Here is a 15,131-nt window from a genome sequence, read left to right as displayed (position 1 = left end):
GACTTGAAGGAAACTTTTATCGTGGTGCCATACGGATGGCGCCGTCCAATCGGATCGTTTCTCCATTCAGTAAGACATTTTCAAGGATAGACTGAGTTAACTGCGCATATTCAGATGGGCGGCCTAGACGGGAAGGAAAAGGAATTTGCGATTCTAAAGCGGTTCTCGCTTTTTCAGACAGTCCGCCGAACAGAGGTGTTTCAATGAGGCCTGGAGCGATGGTGACTACTCGAATCCCGCTTTTAGCTAAGTCCCGGGCAATTGGCAGTGTCATCCCGACCACTCCTCCTTTTGATGCACTATAGGCAGCCTGTCCGATCTGTCCCTCATATGCCGCAACGGAAGCTGTATTAATGATCACTCCACGTTCACCATCTTCATTTGCGGGTAAATCAACAAGTCTTTCAGCAGCAAGGCGAATGACATTGAAAGTTCCTATCAAATTAATTTGAATGACTTTTATAAAGTTTTCGTAATTATGTGCCTGCCCCTTACTGACTGTTTTTTCTCCCAGACCAATCCCCGCACAGTTGATGACCGTATTAAAGTGGCCGAAGCTTTCCTCTGTCTGGTCCAGTGCTTTCTTTACTTCCTCTTCACTTGTTACATCGGTTTTGATGAAAATAACATTCTCGCCCAGTTCTTCTACTAATCTCTTTCCTTTCTCTTCTGCCCTGTCAAAAATGGCTGCTTTCCCGCCTTTTTGAACGAGGTGTCTTACAGTTCCTTCTCCGAGACCAGAAGCTCCTCCAGTAACAACAGCTATTGAATCTTCAATTTTCATGGCCTATCCTTCTCCTTTTTGTTCAATTTTCACTATCCTGACTTACATTGCCTAATTCTTCGAGAATTTCCTCATTATGTTCACCGAGTATAGGAGGGTGACGTCTTAATTTCATCTTTTGTCCTGAGAATTTAATCGGTGTGTTGATCTGCTTCATAGGCCCTGCTTTTGGATGATTTACTTCCTCAATAATTCCCCGTTGTTTAACTTGCTCATGGTTCTCCATTTCCTGTGGTGTAAGGACAGGAGAAACGCAAGCATCAATTCCTTCGAAAAGGAAGGTCCATTCCTTCAGCGTTTTTTGAACCATCGCTTCTTCGATTTCGATTTTCATTTGCCGCTGTTCTTCTATCGGTGCCTCGAGTTGGTCTATCAACTCTTCCTTGCCGATCACCTCACAGAAGTTTTTCCAAAACTTGTATTCCAGTGCCCCTACAGAAAGGTACCTGTCATCTTTCGTCCGGTATACTTCATAACAGGCTTTCCCTCCGTTTAAAGTAAGCTCTCCTCGATTGGGTACCCGCTCAGGATCTGCCCATAAATCGGGGAGGATCGTCTGCATCCACGATATCGCTCCATCAAGCATGGAAACATCCACAAATTGGCCTTTTCCGGTTTTTTTGGCATCAATGATGGAAACTAATATCCCAATGGCAGCCATCAACGATCCTCCGCCTATATCGCCGATTTGAACAGAAGGAATCATTGGTTTTCCACCAGCTTCTCCCTGCAAATGTAAAAGTCCTGAGTAACTAAGGAAATTCAGATCATGTCCCGGCTCATGAGCGAATGGCCCTGTCTGACCATAGCCTGTGATCGCACAATAAATTAATTTTGAATTGTATTTTTTCAGCACTTCATATCCGAGCCCCAGCCGTTCCATCACACCCGGTCGGAAAGACTCCACTACTACATCTGCTGTCTTAACTAATTCAAGAAAAATCTCCTGTTCTTTTGTTTCTTTAAGATTAAGAGTCATACTGCGTTTGTTCCTGTTCAGTGAAAGAAACAGAGAGCTTTGATCCCCTACTTTAGGATCGTTCCACCTGGCGTAATCTCCGATCTCTGGGGCTTCCACCTTAATGACATCAGCTCCAAAATCAGCAAGTAATAACGAACAATAAGGTCCGGGCAATAGCCTCGTTAAATCAAGGACGCGGATTCCTTCAAGCGGCAAGGACACACAGCATAACTCCTTTCAAATAATCCCTTTATATGACAGCGCTTCCAAATACAATACTAACAATTTTCAGATTTTTATACAATACATTTATTTTTTGAACAGTAGTTTAAAAAATAACCAAACGACCTTGATTTTTCAGATTTTTTCACCTACGATTTAAACAGCTATTAAAAAAAGGAAAAATAGGTAGTTGGAGGGGGACCAATCATGTCCTTACGTGAAAAAAAAGCAGCGAAGAAAAAAGAAGAGATTTTAAGATCAGCGGCCTCCGTCCTTGCTGATAAAGGATTTCACGGTACGACTATGGAAGATGTGGCGGCAAATCTGCTGATGACTAAAGGATCGATGTATTACTATTTCAAGAATAAAGATGATCTTCTCTATCAATGTCATCAAATGATTATGAAGATGAGTATTGATAAAATTGAAGCAGCTGTTCACAGTCATTTAAGTCCAACACAGAAATTAAAAAAAGCTGTTCATTCACACGTACTGCTTGCTACAAGCGAAAAATCCATGTTTATGATGATGGATAAACCTACTCAAAACTTTTCAGGAGACCACCTCGATCATGCGCTTCAGCAAAGAAAAGAGTATGCCCATTATTTTGATGTGATTATAAAGGAAGGAATCGAAAAAGGAGAATTTGATCACAGTATCGATGTTCGCATGGTGCGATTTATTATATTGGGTGCCTTAAACTGGATTTTACAGTGGTATAAGGAGGATGGGCCTCAATCAGGAGAGGAAATTGCTGAGGCTTTTTCTGACCATTTAATACGAATTGTTGAAAAAAAATAACTCTCTTATAGAAGATACAGCCTGAAGTGGAATCTTTTTCAGCCATGTGCAGTCTGCCACTATAAACAGTCCCTCTCCTTCTCTTATTACCATTTTTTCTTCATTTATATAAAAACGCCTTCACCTTTCGTAACATGTACAAACTGCCCTTCTTCATGCCAATGAAGCGGAATATAACCATTTACATTTTCGGAAATCGTCCTTTCACAGCAAGCTATAGGTAATTAAGTAGTCCGGTGGTTTGTAAGTTCCTTTAACTTTCCATCTCATTTAAAATCTTTGATCTGCACATGGCCACTTCAATATCGTTATAATTTTTCATCAGGTTTGACTATTATTTCCGTAATTTTTTAACTATTATAGCATTATCGTTATATTATTGAGGTGGTAGGAAATGATACAAAGTCATCTTAGAAGCAGAGGGCTTCTACTCGTCATGGCAGGAGCCATTTTTTGGGGAGTAGGGGGCACAGTTTCCCAGAAGCTTTTTCAGGATCATTCTATTGATGTCAACTGGATGGTAACCGTTCGACTGCTGCTGGCCGGAATATTACTTTTGACTGTTCAATATGTGAGGAAAGATTTTTTCCATATTATGAGGATTTGGAAGACTAAAAAATCAGCTGTTCAGCTGATTACCTTCGGATTGCTTGGCATGCTGGCGGTTCAATACACTTATATGGCATCGATCAATCACGGGAATGCGGCGGTTGCCACGCTTTTACAATACCTTGCCCCTGTTATGATTATTGTTTACTTACTCTTACGTAAACTGACCCTTTTCACTAAACAGGATGTTATGACTGTGACTCTTGCTCTCCTTGGCACTTTTTTATTACTTACAAACGGATCCATTTCAGAATTATCGGTACCGGCAATCTCAATTTTCTGGGGGATATTATCAGGGGCATCTTTAGCCTTTTATACTCTTTACGCCATACCTTTACTTAAAGAATTTGATTCCCTTGTTGTTGTGGGATGGTCGATGGTAATTGGAGGGATAACCTTAAACTTTGTCCACCATCCGTGGCAAGCAGATTTTTCAAACTTTACACCGGAAATCTATATGTATCTCCTGTTTGTCATAATATTTGGTACGATGCTTGCCTTTTGGTTTTACATTGAAAGCCTGCAATATCTTCCTCCTAAAGAAACAAGTCTCATTGGAAACCTAGAGCCTTTGTCCGCCGTGTTAAGTATGGTCATTTGGTTAAAAGAACCTTTTGGGGTATTTCAATGGATAGGTATGGCTTGTATTATCGGCATGACTCTATTACTTGCACTTCAAAAGAAAGCTTCTTATGAAATAGAAGAGAAAAATGAACAATCCATCAGAGCTGAGTAAACGTTTTGGTGGATTAATTTTTCCTTTATTAACTGACGCTCAATCAGAAATCCATTCATATAAAATGTCCGGTAAGTTTTCTTCATTTTTATGTCCTCTGCCGATGACTTTAAATCCATGCTTTTCATAAAATCGTTGGGCCTTCTGATTTATTTCAAATGTATACAGTGATAATCTTCCACTTGATTGTACTTTTGCTTTATTAATTAATGTCTTGCCAATTCCGATTCCTTGATAATCTGTGTGAATATATAATTGGTTTATTTCGTTTTCATTATAGGCGATCATTCCAACTACCTGCTCATCCATTAGTGCTAACTCTATCTGATACTGTTCGGCTAAAATCTCTTGTACGAAATAGACGTGATCTTCGAAACTATGAATTTCCTTCTGACCAATCGCCAGCTCTTTACTTTTTCTCCACATCAACACCGTTTGTTCTGCATACTTAGGATGATACGGTATAATTATGACTTCGTTCTTGTTCACTAAAAAACCTCCTCAAGTCTTTTAGCATCAAAAGCCCCTTACCGACTCTCTTGAGTCAGCATGAGCCCATATATTTTGCGAGCTGTATTTACATTTCTTACCGTAACTTGTTTGTATAACTTTGAACCAACGATCCTGGACATTCCGCTTTTAGTTACATTTTTCTTATCAACAGACCAGAGGATGGCGCCTGGAACATATTTCACGTTATCAATGGTTGGTTTGATCACTACATTCTTCAGTACTGCTTCATTATCCACTTCATCCCATAAAAACAGAACATCACTTTTCATGTCTTTATCATTTTTCCAAGTGTCAGGAATTTCTTTTACGATTCCTCTGATATCCTCTAAACTGCGAACGACAACTTTAATTTGTAATCCGAAATCCTCAAGTATTACTTCTTCCAAAACACGTGACAGATCAGTTCTTGATTGTCCCTCTTTTGAAAAAATAATATTTCCTGTATTGATGTATGTGACGACATCATTCATTCCGGCTTTTTCAAAGGTTTGTTTAAGCAGCTTCATATCAATTTTGTTTCTCCCGCCAATATTTATCCCTCGAAGAAGTGCGACATAAATCATAATCAGCTTCCTTTCGTAATAAATTGACAGCTATCTCATCATTAAATGGCGAATAATACAGGAACACTCATAGCAACGGTTTTAAAAACTGCCTCCTCTTGTCTGCTTCCCTTATATTAATTATTATATTATCACCTTTTGGAGAAGAAGAATTCACTTTTAAATGATATTTAAAAATCCCATAAAGCCAAATTACTTTTATGTATAATACTTCCTTTTATATAAAAGGATTTTAATGAATGAAAAAACAGCACATCACAATAATAGGAGAGAACTTTTTATTTTTGAAAGGAGTAAACGAATGAAGAAATTAGTGCTGATGACATTAATTATGGTATTTATGCTCAACATGCTGCCTGGGGCCATGAGTGTCCATGCTGAAACAAAGGATAAATGTTTAAGCCAAGCTGAAGTAGAGTTCAAAAATGAATTCAGAAAACTTTGGATCGACCATGTGCTATGGACGAGTAATTATATTACTAGTGCCACAACAGCAGGAGCAGAGGATCAAAAGCAAGTACTATCAAGACTTTTGAAAAACCAGGAAGATATAGGTAATGCTATCAAGCCGGTATATGGTGAAGACGCAGGCAACAAACTTACCGATTTGCTTAAAGAACATATTATTATCGCTGGCAAAATTGTGGATGCAGCTAAAAGTGGAAATGTCGACATGGTGAATCAGCTAAACAAAGAATGGTATAAAAATGCTGATGATATAGCGGCTTTCCTTAGTGGGGCTAACCCTAATCTAAAAAATGAAGATCTAAAGAAATTGCTGTATCGGCATTTAGAATTAGTAACAGATGACTTAACCGCAAGCTTAGAAAAAGATTGGGATAAACGTATTGTGGCGATTGATGATGGGGTTACACATATCATCATGATGGCGGATGCTATCTCTGAAGGCGTTGTGAAACAGTTTCCAGAAAAGTTTAAAACAGAAACTTCAGCATAGTGCTGAAGTTTTTTGTGATAATTAAAATTTTTATCAGTATTTGGTCCTATCAAGGCTATAACATTGACAAGCGGTAATAACCATTGTAATATGTATAATTGCTATAATACCTATCAAATTACTATGTTATAAAAATAATAGGAGGAATGACATGAAAAAGTTATCATTTTATCTCATAACATTCACGTTAGTTTTGTTGCTTTCAGCTTGTGGCGGAAGTAATGAAAACTCAGAAGAAGGAGGCTCAGACAGTGCTTCTTCTGATGAAAACCTGTATGAGCAGATCAAAGAAAAAGGTGTTCTCACGGTGGGGACGGAAGGAACTTATCCTCCGTACACTTTTCATGATGATCAGGATAAGCTGACAGGATATGATGTCGAAGTGGCCCGAGAAGTCGGCAAGCGTCTCGATTTAGAAATAGAATTCCAGGAAACGAAATGGGATTCAATGTTTGCGGGCTTGAACTCGAAACGGTTTGATATGATCGCCAACCAGGTAGGAATCAAGCCTGACCGTGAAGAGAAATATGATTTCTCTACTCCTTATACGTACTCAACAGCCGTCTTAGTCACTAGCAAAGACAATAAGGAAATCAAATCCTTTGCAGACTTGGAAGGAAAAACTTCCGCTCAATCTTTAACGAGTAACTATGCAGAAATAGCGGAAGAACACGGGGCAGAGATTCAAAGTGTGGAAGGCTTTAACCCAGCTATGGAGCTGATTGCCACAGGACGAGTTGACGCAACAGTAAATGATCGTTTATCTGTACTTGACTACTTAAATCAAAAAGGTGACAATGCTCCCGCTCAGATTGTAGATGAAGCTGGCGATGCGGCAGAAAGTGCCATGATGTTCCGTCAGGGAAATGATGATCTGGTGGAAGCCGTAAATGGGGCGATTGAAGAAATGAAAGAAGATGGGACCTTAGCAGAAATTTCTAAAGAATGGTTTGGCGAAGATGTTTCCAGCCAATAATTTTTTACTAACTACAGCCACAGGCTTTGAGCGATATTTGGAAATCGCTCAAAGCTCTTTTTGGCCACTGTTGAAGGGTGCGTTGGTATACACCATACCAATGACGCTGATCGCATTCACAATCGGTCTCGTCCTTGCAATTGTCACTGCCTTATTTCGGTTGTCCGGCATTAAACTGCTGAGCGGTATTGCGAGAGTTTATGTCTCTATTATTCGCGGAACTCCTTTATTGGTTCAGTTGTTTATCATCTTTTTTGGACTTGGTTCTATCGGATTAAAAATAGACCCATTTCCTGCGGCCATCATCGGATTTTCATTAAATACAGGCGCCTATGCGTCAGAAATTATCCGTGCAGCCATCCTGTCTATACCGAAGGGACAATGGGAAGCGGCCTATTCCATTAATATGAATTATACACAGGCTTTAAAAAGGGTCATCCTACCGCAAGCTACAAGGGTGTCCATACCTCCATTGTCTAATTCATTTATCAGTTTAGTGAAGGATACCTCTCTTGCCTCCACTATTCTTGTTACAGAGATGTTCAGAAAATCACAGGAGATTGTGGCAACCACCTATGAACCTTTACTTCTATATACAGAAGCGGCATTCATTTACTGGGTATTATGCTTTATTCTTTCTCTCATTCAAGACCAAATGGAGAACCGACTTAATCGATATGTTAAAACATGAGGAGCTGCCATATGTTATCAATTAAAGATTTACACCTTAACTTCGGTACGCTTGAAGTGCTTAAGGGTATCGATTTAAATATAGAAAAAGGAAAAGTAATCGTAGTTATCGGACCCTCAGGATCCGGCAAGACTACATTACTGCGCTGTCTCAATGTCCTTGAAACTCCTTCTAAAGGAATTCTGGAAATCAACAATCAGAAGATGAACTTTTCAGAGAAGGTGCAGAGGAAAGATATAAGTGCCATCAGGCGGCAAACCGGCATGGTGTTTCAGACATACAATCTTTTCCCCCACCTTACGGCCCTGGATAACGTTATGGAAGGGCCGGTTACGGTGCAAAAAAGAAAAAAATCCGAAGTTCAGCCTCAAGCTGTGGAGCTTCTTACAAAAGTGGGACTTGGGGACAAAGTAGACTACTATCCCTATCAGCTTTCCGGAGGCCAGCAGCAGCGAGTCGGCATCGCCCGCGCGCTCGCTATGAATCCGGAAGTTATGCTCTTTGATGAACCCACCTCCTCTCTTGATCCGGAACTGGTAGGTGAAGTTCTTCAAGTGATGAAGCAATTAGCCAAAGAAGGAATGACGATGGTAATCGTGACACATGAAATGAACTTTGCCAAAGAAGTAGCGGACGAGGTGCTCTTCATGGATGGAGGACACATATTGGAACGCGGTCATCCGGAAAAAGTGTTTTCTCACCCGAAAAATGAGCGGGCCCGGCAGTTTTTAAATCTTTTGAATGAATAAATAGAAAATCTCCCCCCCTTTTCTGAAGCACATGAGAAAGGGGGAGATTTTTTTAGTAATCATTTTTTTCAGATGCCCTGGACCGGGGCTTCACTCAAATACTTGACGCACTTCAATCTGGCCTTCTCCATGTCCTTGCGGGTCTGGCATTCGCATGGCCCACTCTATGGCTTCTTCTCTCGACTTCACATCAATCAAAATGAACCCGGCAATCAATTCTTTCGATTCCGTAAATGGACCATCCGTGATCACAGGCTTTTCCCCTGGATTTGGAAACGAAAGGCGAATACCGTTTAAACTTGGATGAAGCCCTTTAGCTGCAACCCGGACACCTGCATTAACTAATTCCTCATTGTATCTTGACATCGCTTCCCTGAGCTCTTGGCTCGGGAGGTTTCCGGCTTCCGAATTTTTTGAGGCTTTGACAATTAACATAAACAGCATAAAAATCCCCTCCTTCTTTACCTCTTTATAGATACAACGAACGGGAAACTCCATGATCGACATATGGATTAAAAAAATTTTTTCCAAAGTATGATTTTATACATTAAGATTAGCTGTAGTTTGACTGAAAAGCTATCCATTATTTAATGGTTATCATTCCATTCAAACAGGCTCTTTATCGCCTTCTTAATTAAGTTTTGATTGAGGTAAACGTAAATACACGGCCAAAGCAGTTTTACACTTATATAATAAGACTTACAGGATACTATTGTCTTACTTCTGCAGGTTTAAATACTAAGCTTACATACCCTATCAATGAAAATCCCGCAAAGAGAAAATAGTATCCAAACACCCCTGCAATTAATCCTGAGAGTATCGACCCTAAAGCCTGTCCGAGAGCAAGGATTAAAAAGGGCACACCTAATCCTAAGGAAGGATTCGTTCTAAAAACTGAAATCCCCCACACAATTAAAACCCCTGTTACGAAAATATAAGCACTTCCGAATAACATCGGTGAAAGAAACCCTGTCATAGGGTGATCTGGGGAAATTCCTAAAAGAAGAGACGAAGTGGCAAGTATGAATACAGAAAGCCGATACGCCCTCTTTATACCAGCCTTATTGATTACCGTACCAGCCGTTCCTCCTAACAAACCCGCTGTCCCAATTATTACCCAAAACCACTCCCCGAGGTACTCAGGAGCACTCTCTACTTGGATAATAAAATCTCTGGAAAACGTCCAATAGGCGGAACTGGATACCCCTAACAATAAAGAAGCAAGGATTAATTGAGTTGAACGCCTCCACTCCTTTTTTGACCAGCCGGCTGCTTTTTCTTGTTCAGCTTTCTGATGCTTCGGCAGTACTTTATAATTAGTCAACAGCACGAGAACAGCGATGATCATAAACACTAAATAAGTTTCTCTCCAGCTATCTGTCATAAGAATCGCAATGATTCCGGTAAAGGCTGTGCCGATGCTTGTGCCGGAATTAATCCATGAATTCGTCTGATTCTGCAGCTTCCTCTCAATATGGCCGCTTACAATATCTGCATAGGGCGGGGAAGAGAGACCTGTACTCAACCCGGCTATAAAGATACCTAAACCAAGGACAGCGGGATTGGGTGATATGGCAATAACCCCTAGTCCTATTACTGATGATAAGCCGGCGGTTACAAGAATCGTCTTTGACTTCACTTTATTTGAAAATACCATGACTGCCACTATAGCTATACAGTAAGCCAAGTAGGACAAAGAGGAAATGATCCCACTGGTCGATTGCTCCATATGAATGGATTCGTTAATATAAGGAAGCATTAAACCATAACTAAACCTGGATAAACCGTAGGTTACCGCAATCATCGGCAATCCTGCCATAATTAATTGATGTGCCTTCATGTTTCATCCTCCTTTTTTATATAGAACGATCATTATAACAAATGTATAAAATAAAAATAGGGAATATCAGCGCCATCTTCTGCGCTATTCTCCCTATCTATCAATTTCCCTAAACCTGAATATTTTTCGCTAAAGCAAAAGCACTGGCTTTCACTTGCTCTAGTTCAAGTATTTGCACCATCGATGTAATTCCCTCCAGTACAACAGCCAGCTGCACACTGAGAGGTTTTGGAGAACCGAAAAGCGTTAAGTCCTGCTCAATTTTATGAATGAGTCTTGTTTTATGTTCTTTGCTTAGTGAGGCGATCTCTTCGTTAACACCCTCGTATTCCTGCTTAGCTCTTAAAAATAAACAGCCATTGTAACCCTCTTTTTCCATCCATTCAAGATGGGCTTCAATCAGAGAGTATATATAGTGCTCGATGCCCTTTTCTTTATGAATCCTTGCCTCTAGCAACTGAAAGTATTTATCTTCCCTTTGCAGCAAAATTTCCTTAATGAGCTCTTCCTTTGATTTGAAATGATAGTACATTGTCATTGTTGCTACTCCGGCCTGCTCAAGAATATTTTTTATTCCAATCGCATGAAAGCCGTGCTGATAAAACAAGTTTTGAGCTGTGTTTATAATATCTTCTTTTTTCTTAGACTTTTTCATGCAGTCCCTCCTTATGTAGAACGATCATTCTAAATTTAACATGATAAATCATATAAATCAAAGCCCCTTATTACCTGTAGGACAATTATTGTGATTAGCCCAATCCCAACTGTTCACTTTTGCAAAAACACTAGATACAAAGTCTGTACAGTGAAACCCCTTACATTATCCATAGAATGCGTATATAATAGATTCATAAGATGATCATCACATTCCCAACTGTATAATCTTGCAAAAACTTACACCTATGAGATAAAACGAGGGGGATCCCTATGGTACTGGATAAAAGACGTGCACATCTATTATCCATCATTCAACAGTCAACAGAGCCTATACCTGCTAAAGTACTAGTTTCAAAAATAAATGTATCTCAGCGCACCATTTATTATGATATTGACCAGATCAACGATTGGCTGCAGACGATGAAGCTGGAGCCTATAGAAAGTAAACATGGAGTAGGATTATTTTTACCAGAGTCTTCAAAATCAAAGCTGACACTTCATAAAGATCAGAGTTTTGAGGATTGGCAATACCAGTTATCCAAGCAGGAACGCGAGGTGCTCATAAAAGCGAAAGTTCTATTAGAGGAACGAGACGCCTCGATGCAAAGCTTTATGGATCTTACGAGTATGAGTCGCGGAACAATAGTCAAGGCCCTTAAAAAGATCAAGCAGGAATTCAATCAAGCTGGTTTGCAGTTGTACTACAAGAAAGGCTCAGGTTACCGATTGAAAGGGCCGGAGGAAGCGAAGCGAACAATGCTTTCCAATATTCTGGCCACAATCTTTTCGAATCCTGATTGGCTGAACGTAAAAAATGAAGTTCACAAGATGATTCAGCCGGAAGCCTATACCTCATCAGAGGAAACCGATCAGAAGCTATTAGTCAGCCACTTGCTTTTCGAAGCTGAAAGAGAACTTGGATTAACGCTGACAGATGAAATGGTTGAGATTCTTTCTTTACAGATCCTTGTAATTATAAGGCGAATTGAGTTACAGGAGATTATTTCTGTGCAGCCTGCGGAAAAACAGGTTCTCAAGCAAACAAAAGCTTATCAAGCTTCCTTGCTTATTACAAAAAGACTGGAAAACCAATTGGGAACTGCCTTCCCGGAAGATGAAGTGTGCTTTATTACCATGAACCTGTTGGGTTCTAAAGTCCATCATGATGATTTCAGCCGTTATACCGAGCGAGAACTGTCTGGGCTTAAAGAAGTCGTTCACCGGATGATCGCTGATTTTCAACTGTATTCCTGTGTAGTCTTCGATGACAAAGAAGGACTACAGGAAAACTTAATTTCCCATATTAAGCCGACCTATTACAGACTGAAGTATGGGGTGCAGATTGCAAACGATCTGGCGGCCACCATTCAGGAAACCTATCCAGACATTTTCCATTTGACGAAGCGTGTCATGCGCCACCTGGAACTGTATGTTGGAAAACCGATTCCCGATGAAGAAGCTGCTTACATTACTTTACACTTCGGTGGATGGCTTACGAAAGAAAAGAAGCAGGTAGAGCCAAAGCTCCGAGCTATCATCGTTTGTGAAAACGGGATTGGTACATCCAACATGCTTCGGACCCAGCTCGAGAACTTGATTGCCGGATTAGAAGTCATTACGACACTATCCATGAGAGAATTTCAAAATGGCCATCATGAAGCAGACGTTATTTTTTCAACAAATTATATAAAACCGAAGGACATCCCAGTTGTCCATGTACCAGCTATTCTGACCAACATCGAAAAAGAACGGGTTATCCAGCAAATGAATAAGCTTTTTGATGCAAAACCATCTGAAAAAGATCTAACCGATCAGCTGATGGATGTGATCACCCGCTATGCAACGATCCACCAGAAAGAAGAGCTCAAACAAGATTTAGCTTATCTTTTAAATCAAAATTCTCCGAGAAAAAAGGAGCTTAAAAAGCCTATGCTCAATGAATTATTAACAGAAAAAACTATCCAATTTAAAGACAATGTGTCGAACTGGGAGGAAGCCATCAAAACAGCTGCCCAGCCTTTGATCGATCAGCAATCGATTCACCCTCAATATGTGCAGGCCATGATTGATAATGTGAATGAACTAGGACCATATATTGTCATTGCGCCAAACATCGCTATCCCTCATGCACGGCCTGAAGCCGGTGTCGAGCAGCTTGGAATGAGTTTTCTCAGACTGAAAGATCCTGTATATTTTTCTGAAAAAGAAAAGCATCGCGCCCAGTTAATCATTGTGCTGGCAGCGATAGACAATCAAACCCACTTAAAAGCATTAGCACAGCTTACAGAACTGTTATCAGATGAAGAAAATATTAAGAAATTAATCTCAGCAAACGACAGCCAAACCGTTTTAGATTTAATCTATCAATCTGTCGAAGTTTAAAAAATAAGGAGGAATTATTATGAAAAAAGTATTAGTGGTATGTGGAAATGGTTTAGGAAGCAGTATGATCGTTGAAATGAATGTAAAAGCAGCTCTAAAGGAAATGGGAAAAGAGGCGGAAGTTTCTCACACAGACTTAACGACAGCCAAAAGCGAGCAGGCTGACCTCTATTTAGGATCAGAAGATATTGTAGGAAGTCTTGAAGATGGAAATAAAAATGTTGTGAAGCTTAGGAACTTGATGGATAAAAATGAACTTCGCGAAGCTTTAGAACAAAATATCTAAATTTACAATAATAAAAAGGAGCGATCACCATGATTGATTTAATAATGAAGGATGTTTTAGGAACCCCAGCTATCCTTGTCGGCCTATTCGCTCTCGTCGGACTCCTAGTACAACGCAAAAATTCCGGAGATGTTGTTTCCGGTACATTAAAAACTGTAATGGGCTTTGTAATTCTTGGGGCCGGGGCCAATGTACTCGTCCAGTCCCTCGGTCAATTCACGAGCATGTTTAATGAAGCCTTCGCTGTTGATGGGGTCATTCCTAACAATGAGGCAATTGTAGCACTCGCCCAGGAAACCTTTGGTACAGAGACAGCGATGATCATGCTCTTCGGAATGGTTGTCAATATACTGCTTGCCAGAATCAGTCCTTTTAAATATATCTTTTTAACTGGACACCACACGATGTTCATGGCCTGTCTCATTTCTGTTATCTTGACCACTGGAGGATTTTCCGGTGTACCGATGATCATTTTTGGCGCCGTTATTTTAGGAGCACTTATGGTCCTATTCCCTGCTATGCTCCAGCCTTTCACACGTAAAATAACAGGATCAGATGACTTTGCCATCGGTCATTTCGGATCTTTCGGTTATTTAGTCTCTGCCTACGTTGGAGAAAAAGTAGGAAAAGGATCGAGATCAACAGAGGAAATCAAAGTACCAAAATCCCTCAGTTTTCTTAGAGACACATCTGTTTCAGTCTCCTTAACTATGGTTATCCTCTTCTTTGTCGTCGCCGGTGCAGCAGGACCCGCCTTCGTTGAAGGAGAATTAAGCGGCGGACAGAATTTCCTCGTCTTTTCCTTTATGCAGGGTCTTACATTTGCTGCTGGTGTATATATTATCTTAGCGGGTGTACGTATGCTCCTTGGTGAGATTGTTCCTGCCTTCAAAGGGATTGCAGACAAAATCGTCCCTAACGCTAAACCAGCACTTGATTGTCCAGCCATTTTTCCATTCGCTGGAAACGCTGTCATCATTGGCTTTCTTTGCAGCTTTATCGCTGGACTTGTCAGTATGCTGTTCTTACCTTTACTCGGACTAAAAGTCATCGTGCCCGGACTAGTTCCTCACTTCTTCACAGGGGCAGCTGCAGGTGTCTTCGGTAACGCAACCGGCGGCCGAAGAGGAGCCATCATCGGTTCTATGGCAAACGGTGTTATGATCAGCTTCCTGCCAGCCCTGTTATTACCAGTCCTAGGTTCTCTAGGATTCCAGGGAACAACATTCGGGGATGCCGACTTCGCTGTTGTCGGAATTATCCTTGGTAACCTGATTAATATGGTCGCTTCTAATATCACAGTGATCACGGCGGTCCTTCTAATCCTGGCTATCCCATTCTTTCTCGGCTTTAAGTCAAAAACCAAAAAAATAGAAGACGATTCAGATGCCGCTTAATCCATT

At 40.5% G+C, this 15,131-nt stretch carries 16 protein-coding genes; 9 read left to right on the top strand and 7 right to left on the bottom strand.

Annotated features, from left to right (window positions below; all coding sequences use genetic code 11):
- Nucleotides 1-16: 16 nt before the first annotated feature.
- Nucleotides 17-784, bottom strand: a complete 768-nt coding sequence (locus B7E06_RS04145) for a 3-hydroxyacyl-CoA dehydrogenase (protein WP_082232808.1) — start codon at nucleotides 782-784, stop codon at nucleotides 17-19.
- A 22-nt stretch (nucleotides 785-806) separates the two neighbouring features.
- Nucleotides 807-1,967: a CaiB/BaiF CoA transferase family protein gene (locus B7E06_RS04140; RefSeq protein ID WP_082232807.1), complete on the bottom strand. Its 1,161-nt coding sequence runs from the start codon at nucleotides 1,965-1,967 to the stop codon at nucleotides 807-809.
- Nucleotides 1,968-2,174: 207 nt separating this feature from the next.
- Between B7E06_RS04140 and B7E06_RS04135 the strand changes: the two genes are divergently transcribed.
- Both B7E06_RS04135 and B7E06_RS04130 read left to right on the top strand, forming a co-directional pair.
- On the top strand, nucleotides 2,175-2,768 hold the full coding sequence (locus tag B7E06_RS04135; RefSeq protein ID WP_245807666.1) for a TetR/AcrR family transcriptional regulator: 594 nt from the start codon (nucleotides 2,175-2,177) through the stop codon (nucleotides 2,766-2,768).
- A 394-nt stretch (nucleotides 2,769-3,162) separates the two neighbouring features.
- Nucleotides 3,163-4,113 (top strand): EamA family transporter, encoded by a 951-nt coding sequence (locus B7E06_RS04130; protein ID WP_082232805.1) that lies wholly within the window; start codon nucleotides 3,163-3,165, stop codon nucleotides 4,111-4,113.
- Between the two features lie 39 nt (nucleotides 4,114-4,152).
- Here B7E06_RS04130 and B7E06_RS04125 read toward each other — a convergent pair whose 3' ends face one another.
- Both B7E06_RS04125 and B7E06_RS04120 read right to left on the bottom strand, forming a co-directional pair.
- Entirely contained in the window at nucleotides 4,153-4,539 is a 387-nt protein-coding gene (locus B7E06_RS04125) for a GNAT family N-acetyltransferase (RefSeq protein WP_179134120.1), read from the bottom strand.
- 101 nt (nucleotides 4,540-4,640) lie between these two features.
- Nucleotides 4,641-5,189 (bottom strand): DUF1697 domain-containing protein, encoded by a 549-nt coding sequence (locus B7E06_RS04120; protein WP_082232803.1) that lies wholly within the window; start codon nucleotides 5,187-5,189, stop codon nucleotides 4,641-4,643.
- A gap of 301 nt (nucleotides 5,190-5,490) precedes the next feature.
- On the opposite strand from B7E06_RS04120, the gene B7E06_RS04115 reads away from it, so the two are divergent.
- The 4 genes from B7E06_RS04115 to B7E06_RS04100 all read left to right on the top strand — a co-directional run bounded on the left by B7E06_RS04115 (nucleotide 5,491) and on the right by B7E06_RS04100 (nucleotide 8,563).
- A complete protein-coding gene (locus B7E06_RS04115; RefSeq protein ID WP_082232802.1) occupies nucleotides 5,491-6,147 on the top strand; it encodes a glycosyltransferase in 657 nt (218 codons plus the stop codon).
- A 151-nt stretch (nucleotides 6,148-6,298) separates the two neighbouring features.
- Nucleotides 6,299-7,123: an amino acid ABC transporter substrate-binding protein gene (locus tag B7E06_RS04110; RefSeq protein ID WP_082232801.1), complete on the top strand. Its 825-nt coding sequence runs from the start codon at nucleotides 6,299-6,301 to the stop codon at nucleotides 7,121-7,123.
- Nucleotides 7,107-7,814, top strand: coding sequence for an amino acid ABC transporter permease (locus B7E06_RS04105; RefSeq protein ID WP_082232800.1), 708 nt, complete (start codon nucleotides 7,107-7,109; stop codon nucleotides 7,812-7,814). The genes B7E06_RS04110 and B7E06_RS04105 overlap by 17 nt, the downstream gene beginning before the upstream one ends.
- 11 nt (nucleotides 7,815-7,825) lie before the next feature.
- Nucleotides 7,826-8,563 (top strand): amino acid ABC transporter ATP-binding protein, encoded by a 738-nt coding sequence (locus B7E06_RS04100; RefSeq protein WP_082232799.1) that lies wholly within the window; start codon nucleotides 7,826-7,828, stop codon nucleotides 8,561-8,563.
- 90 nt (nucleotides 8,564-8,653) lie between these two features.
- On the opposite strand, the gene B7E06_RS04095 is transcribed toward B7E06_RS04100, so the two are convergent.
- The 3 genes from B7E06_RS04095 to B7E06_RS04085 all read right to left on the bottom strand — a co-directional run bounded on the left by B7E06_RS04095 (nucleotide 8,654) and on the right by B7E06_RS04085 (nucleotide 11,058).
- Entirely contained in the window at nucleotides 8,654-9,007 is a 354-nt protein-coding gene (locus B7E06_RS04095) for a YciI family protein (RefSeq protein WP_082232798.1), read from the bottom strand.
- 265 nt (nucleotides 9,008-9,272) lie between these two features.
- Nucleotides 9,273-10,403, bottom strand: a complete 1,131-nt coding sequence (locus B7E06_RS04090; protein WP_082232797.1) for an MFS transporter — start codon at nucleotides 10,401-10,403, stop codon at nucleotides 9,273-9,275.
- Between the two features lie 109 nt (nucleotides 10,404-10,512).
- Nucleotides 10,513-11,058 carry a TetR/AcrR family transcriptional regulator gene (locus tag B7E06_RS04085; RefSeq protein WP_082232796.1) on the bottom strand — a complete coding sequence of 182 codons (546 nt, stop codon included), beginning with the start codon at nucleotides 11,056-11,058 and terminating at the stop codon, nucleotides 10,513-10,515.
- Nucleotides 11,059-11,330: 272 nt separating this feature from the next.
- On the opposite strand from B7E06_RS04085, the gene B7E06_RS04080 reads away from it, so the two are divergent.
- The 3 genes from B7E06_RS04080 to B7E06_RS04070 are packed head-to-tail and all read left to right on the top strand — an operon-like array spanning nucleotide 11,331 to nucleotide 15,125.
- Nucleotides 11,331-13,442, top strand: a complete 2,112-nt coding sequence (locus tag B7E06_RS04080; RefSeq protein ID WP_082232795.1) for a BglG family transcription antiterminator — start codon at nucleotides 11,331-11,333, stop codon at nucleotides 13,440-13,442.
- Between the two features lie 19 nt (nucleotides 13,443-13,461).
- Entirely contained in the window at nucleotides 13,462-13,728 is a 267-nt protein-coding gene (locus B7E06_RS04075; protein WP_082232794.1) for a PTS sugar transporter subunit IIB, read from the top strand.
- A 29-nt stretch (nucleotides 13,729-13,757) separates the two neighbouring features.
- Nucleotides 13,758-15,125, top strand: coding sequence for a PTS ascorbate transporter subunit IIC (locus tag B7E06_RS04070; RefSeq protein WP_082232793.1), 1,368 nt, complete (start codon nucleotides 13,758-13,760; stop codon nucleotides 15,123-15,125).
- Nucleotides 15,126-15,131 lie beyond the last annotated feature (6 nt).

Source organism: Halobacillus massiliensis (assembly GCF_900166625.1).
Classification (GTDB): Bacteria; Bacillota; Bacilli; order Bacillales; family Halobacillaceae; genus Halobacillus_A; species Halobacillus_A massiliensis.
Note: the sequence above shows the minus strand (reverse complement) of the source record. Positions and strands in the feature narration are given on the sequence as shown.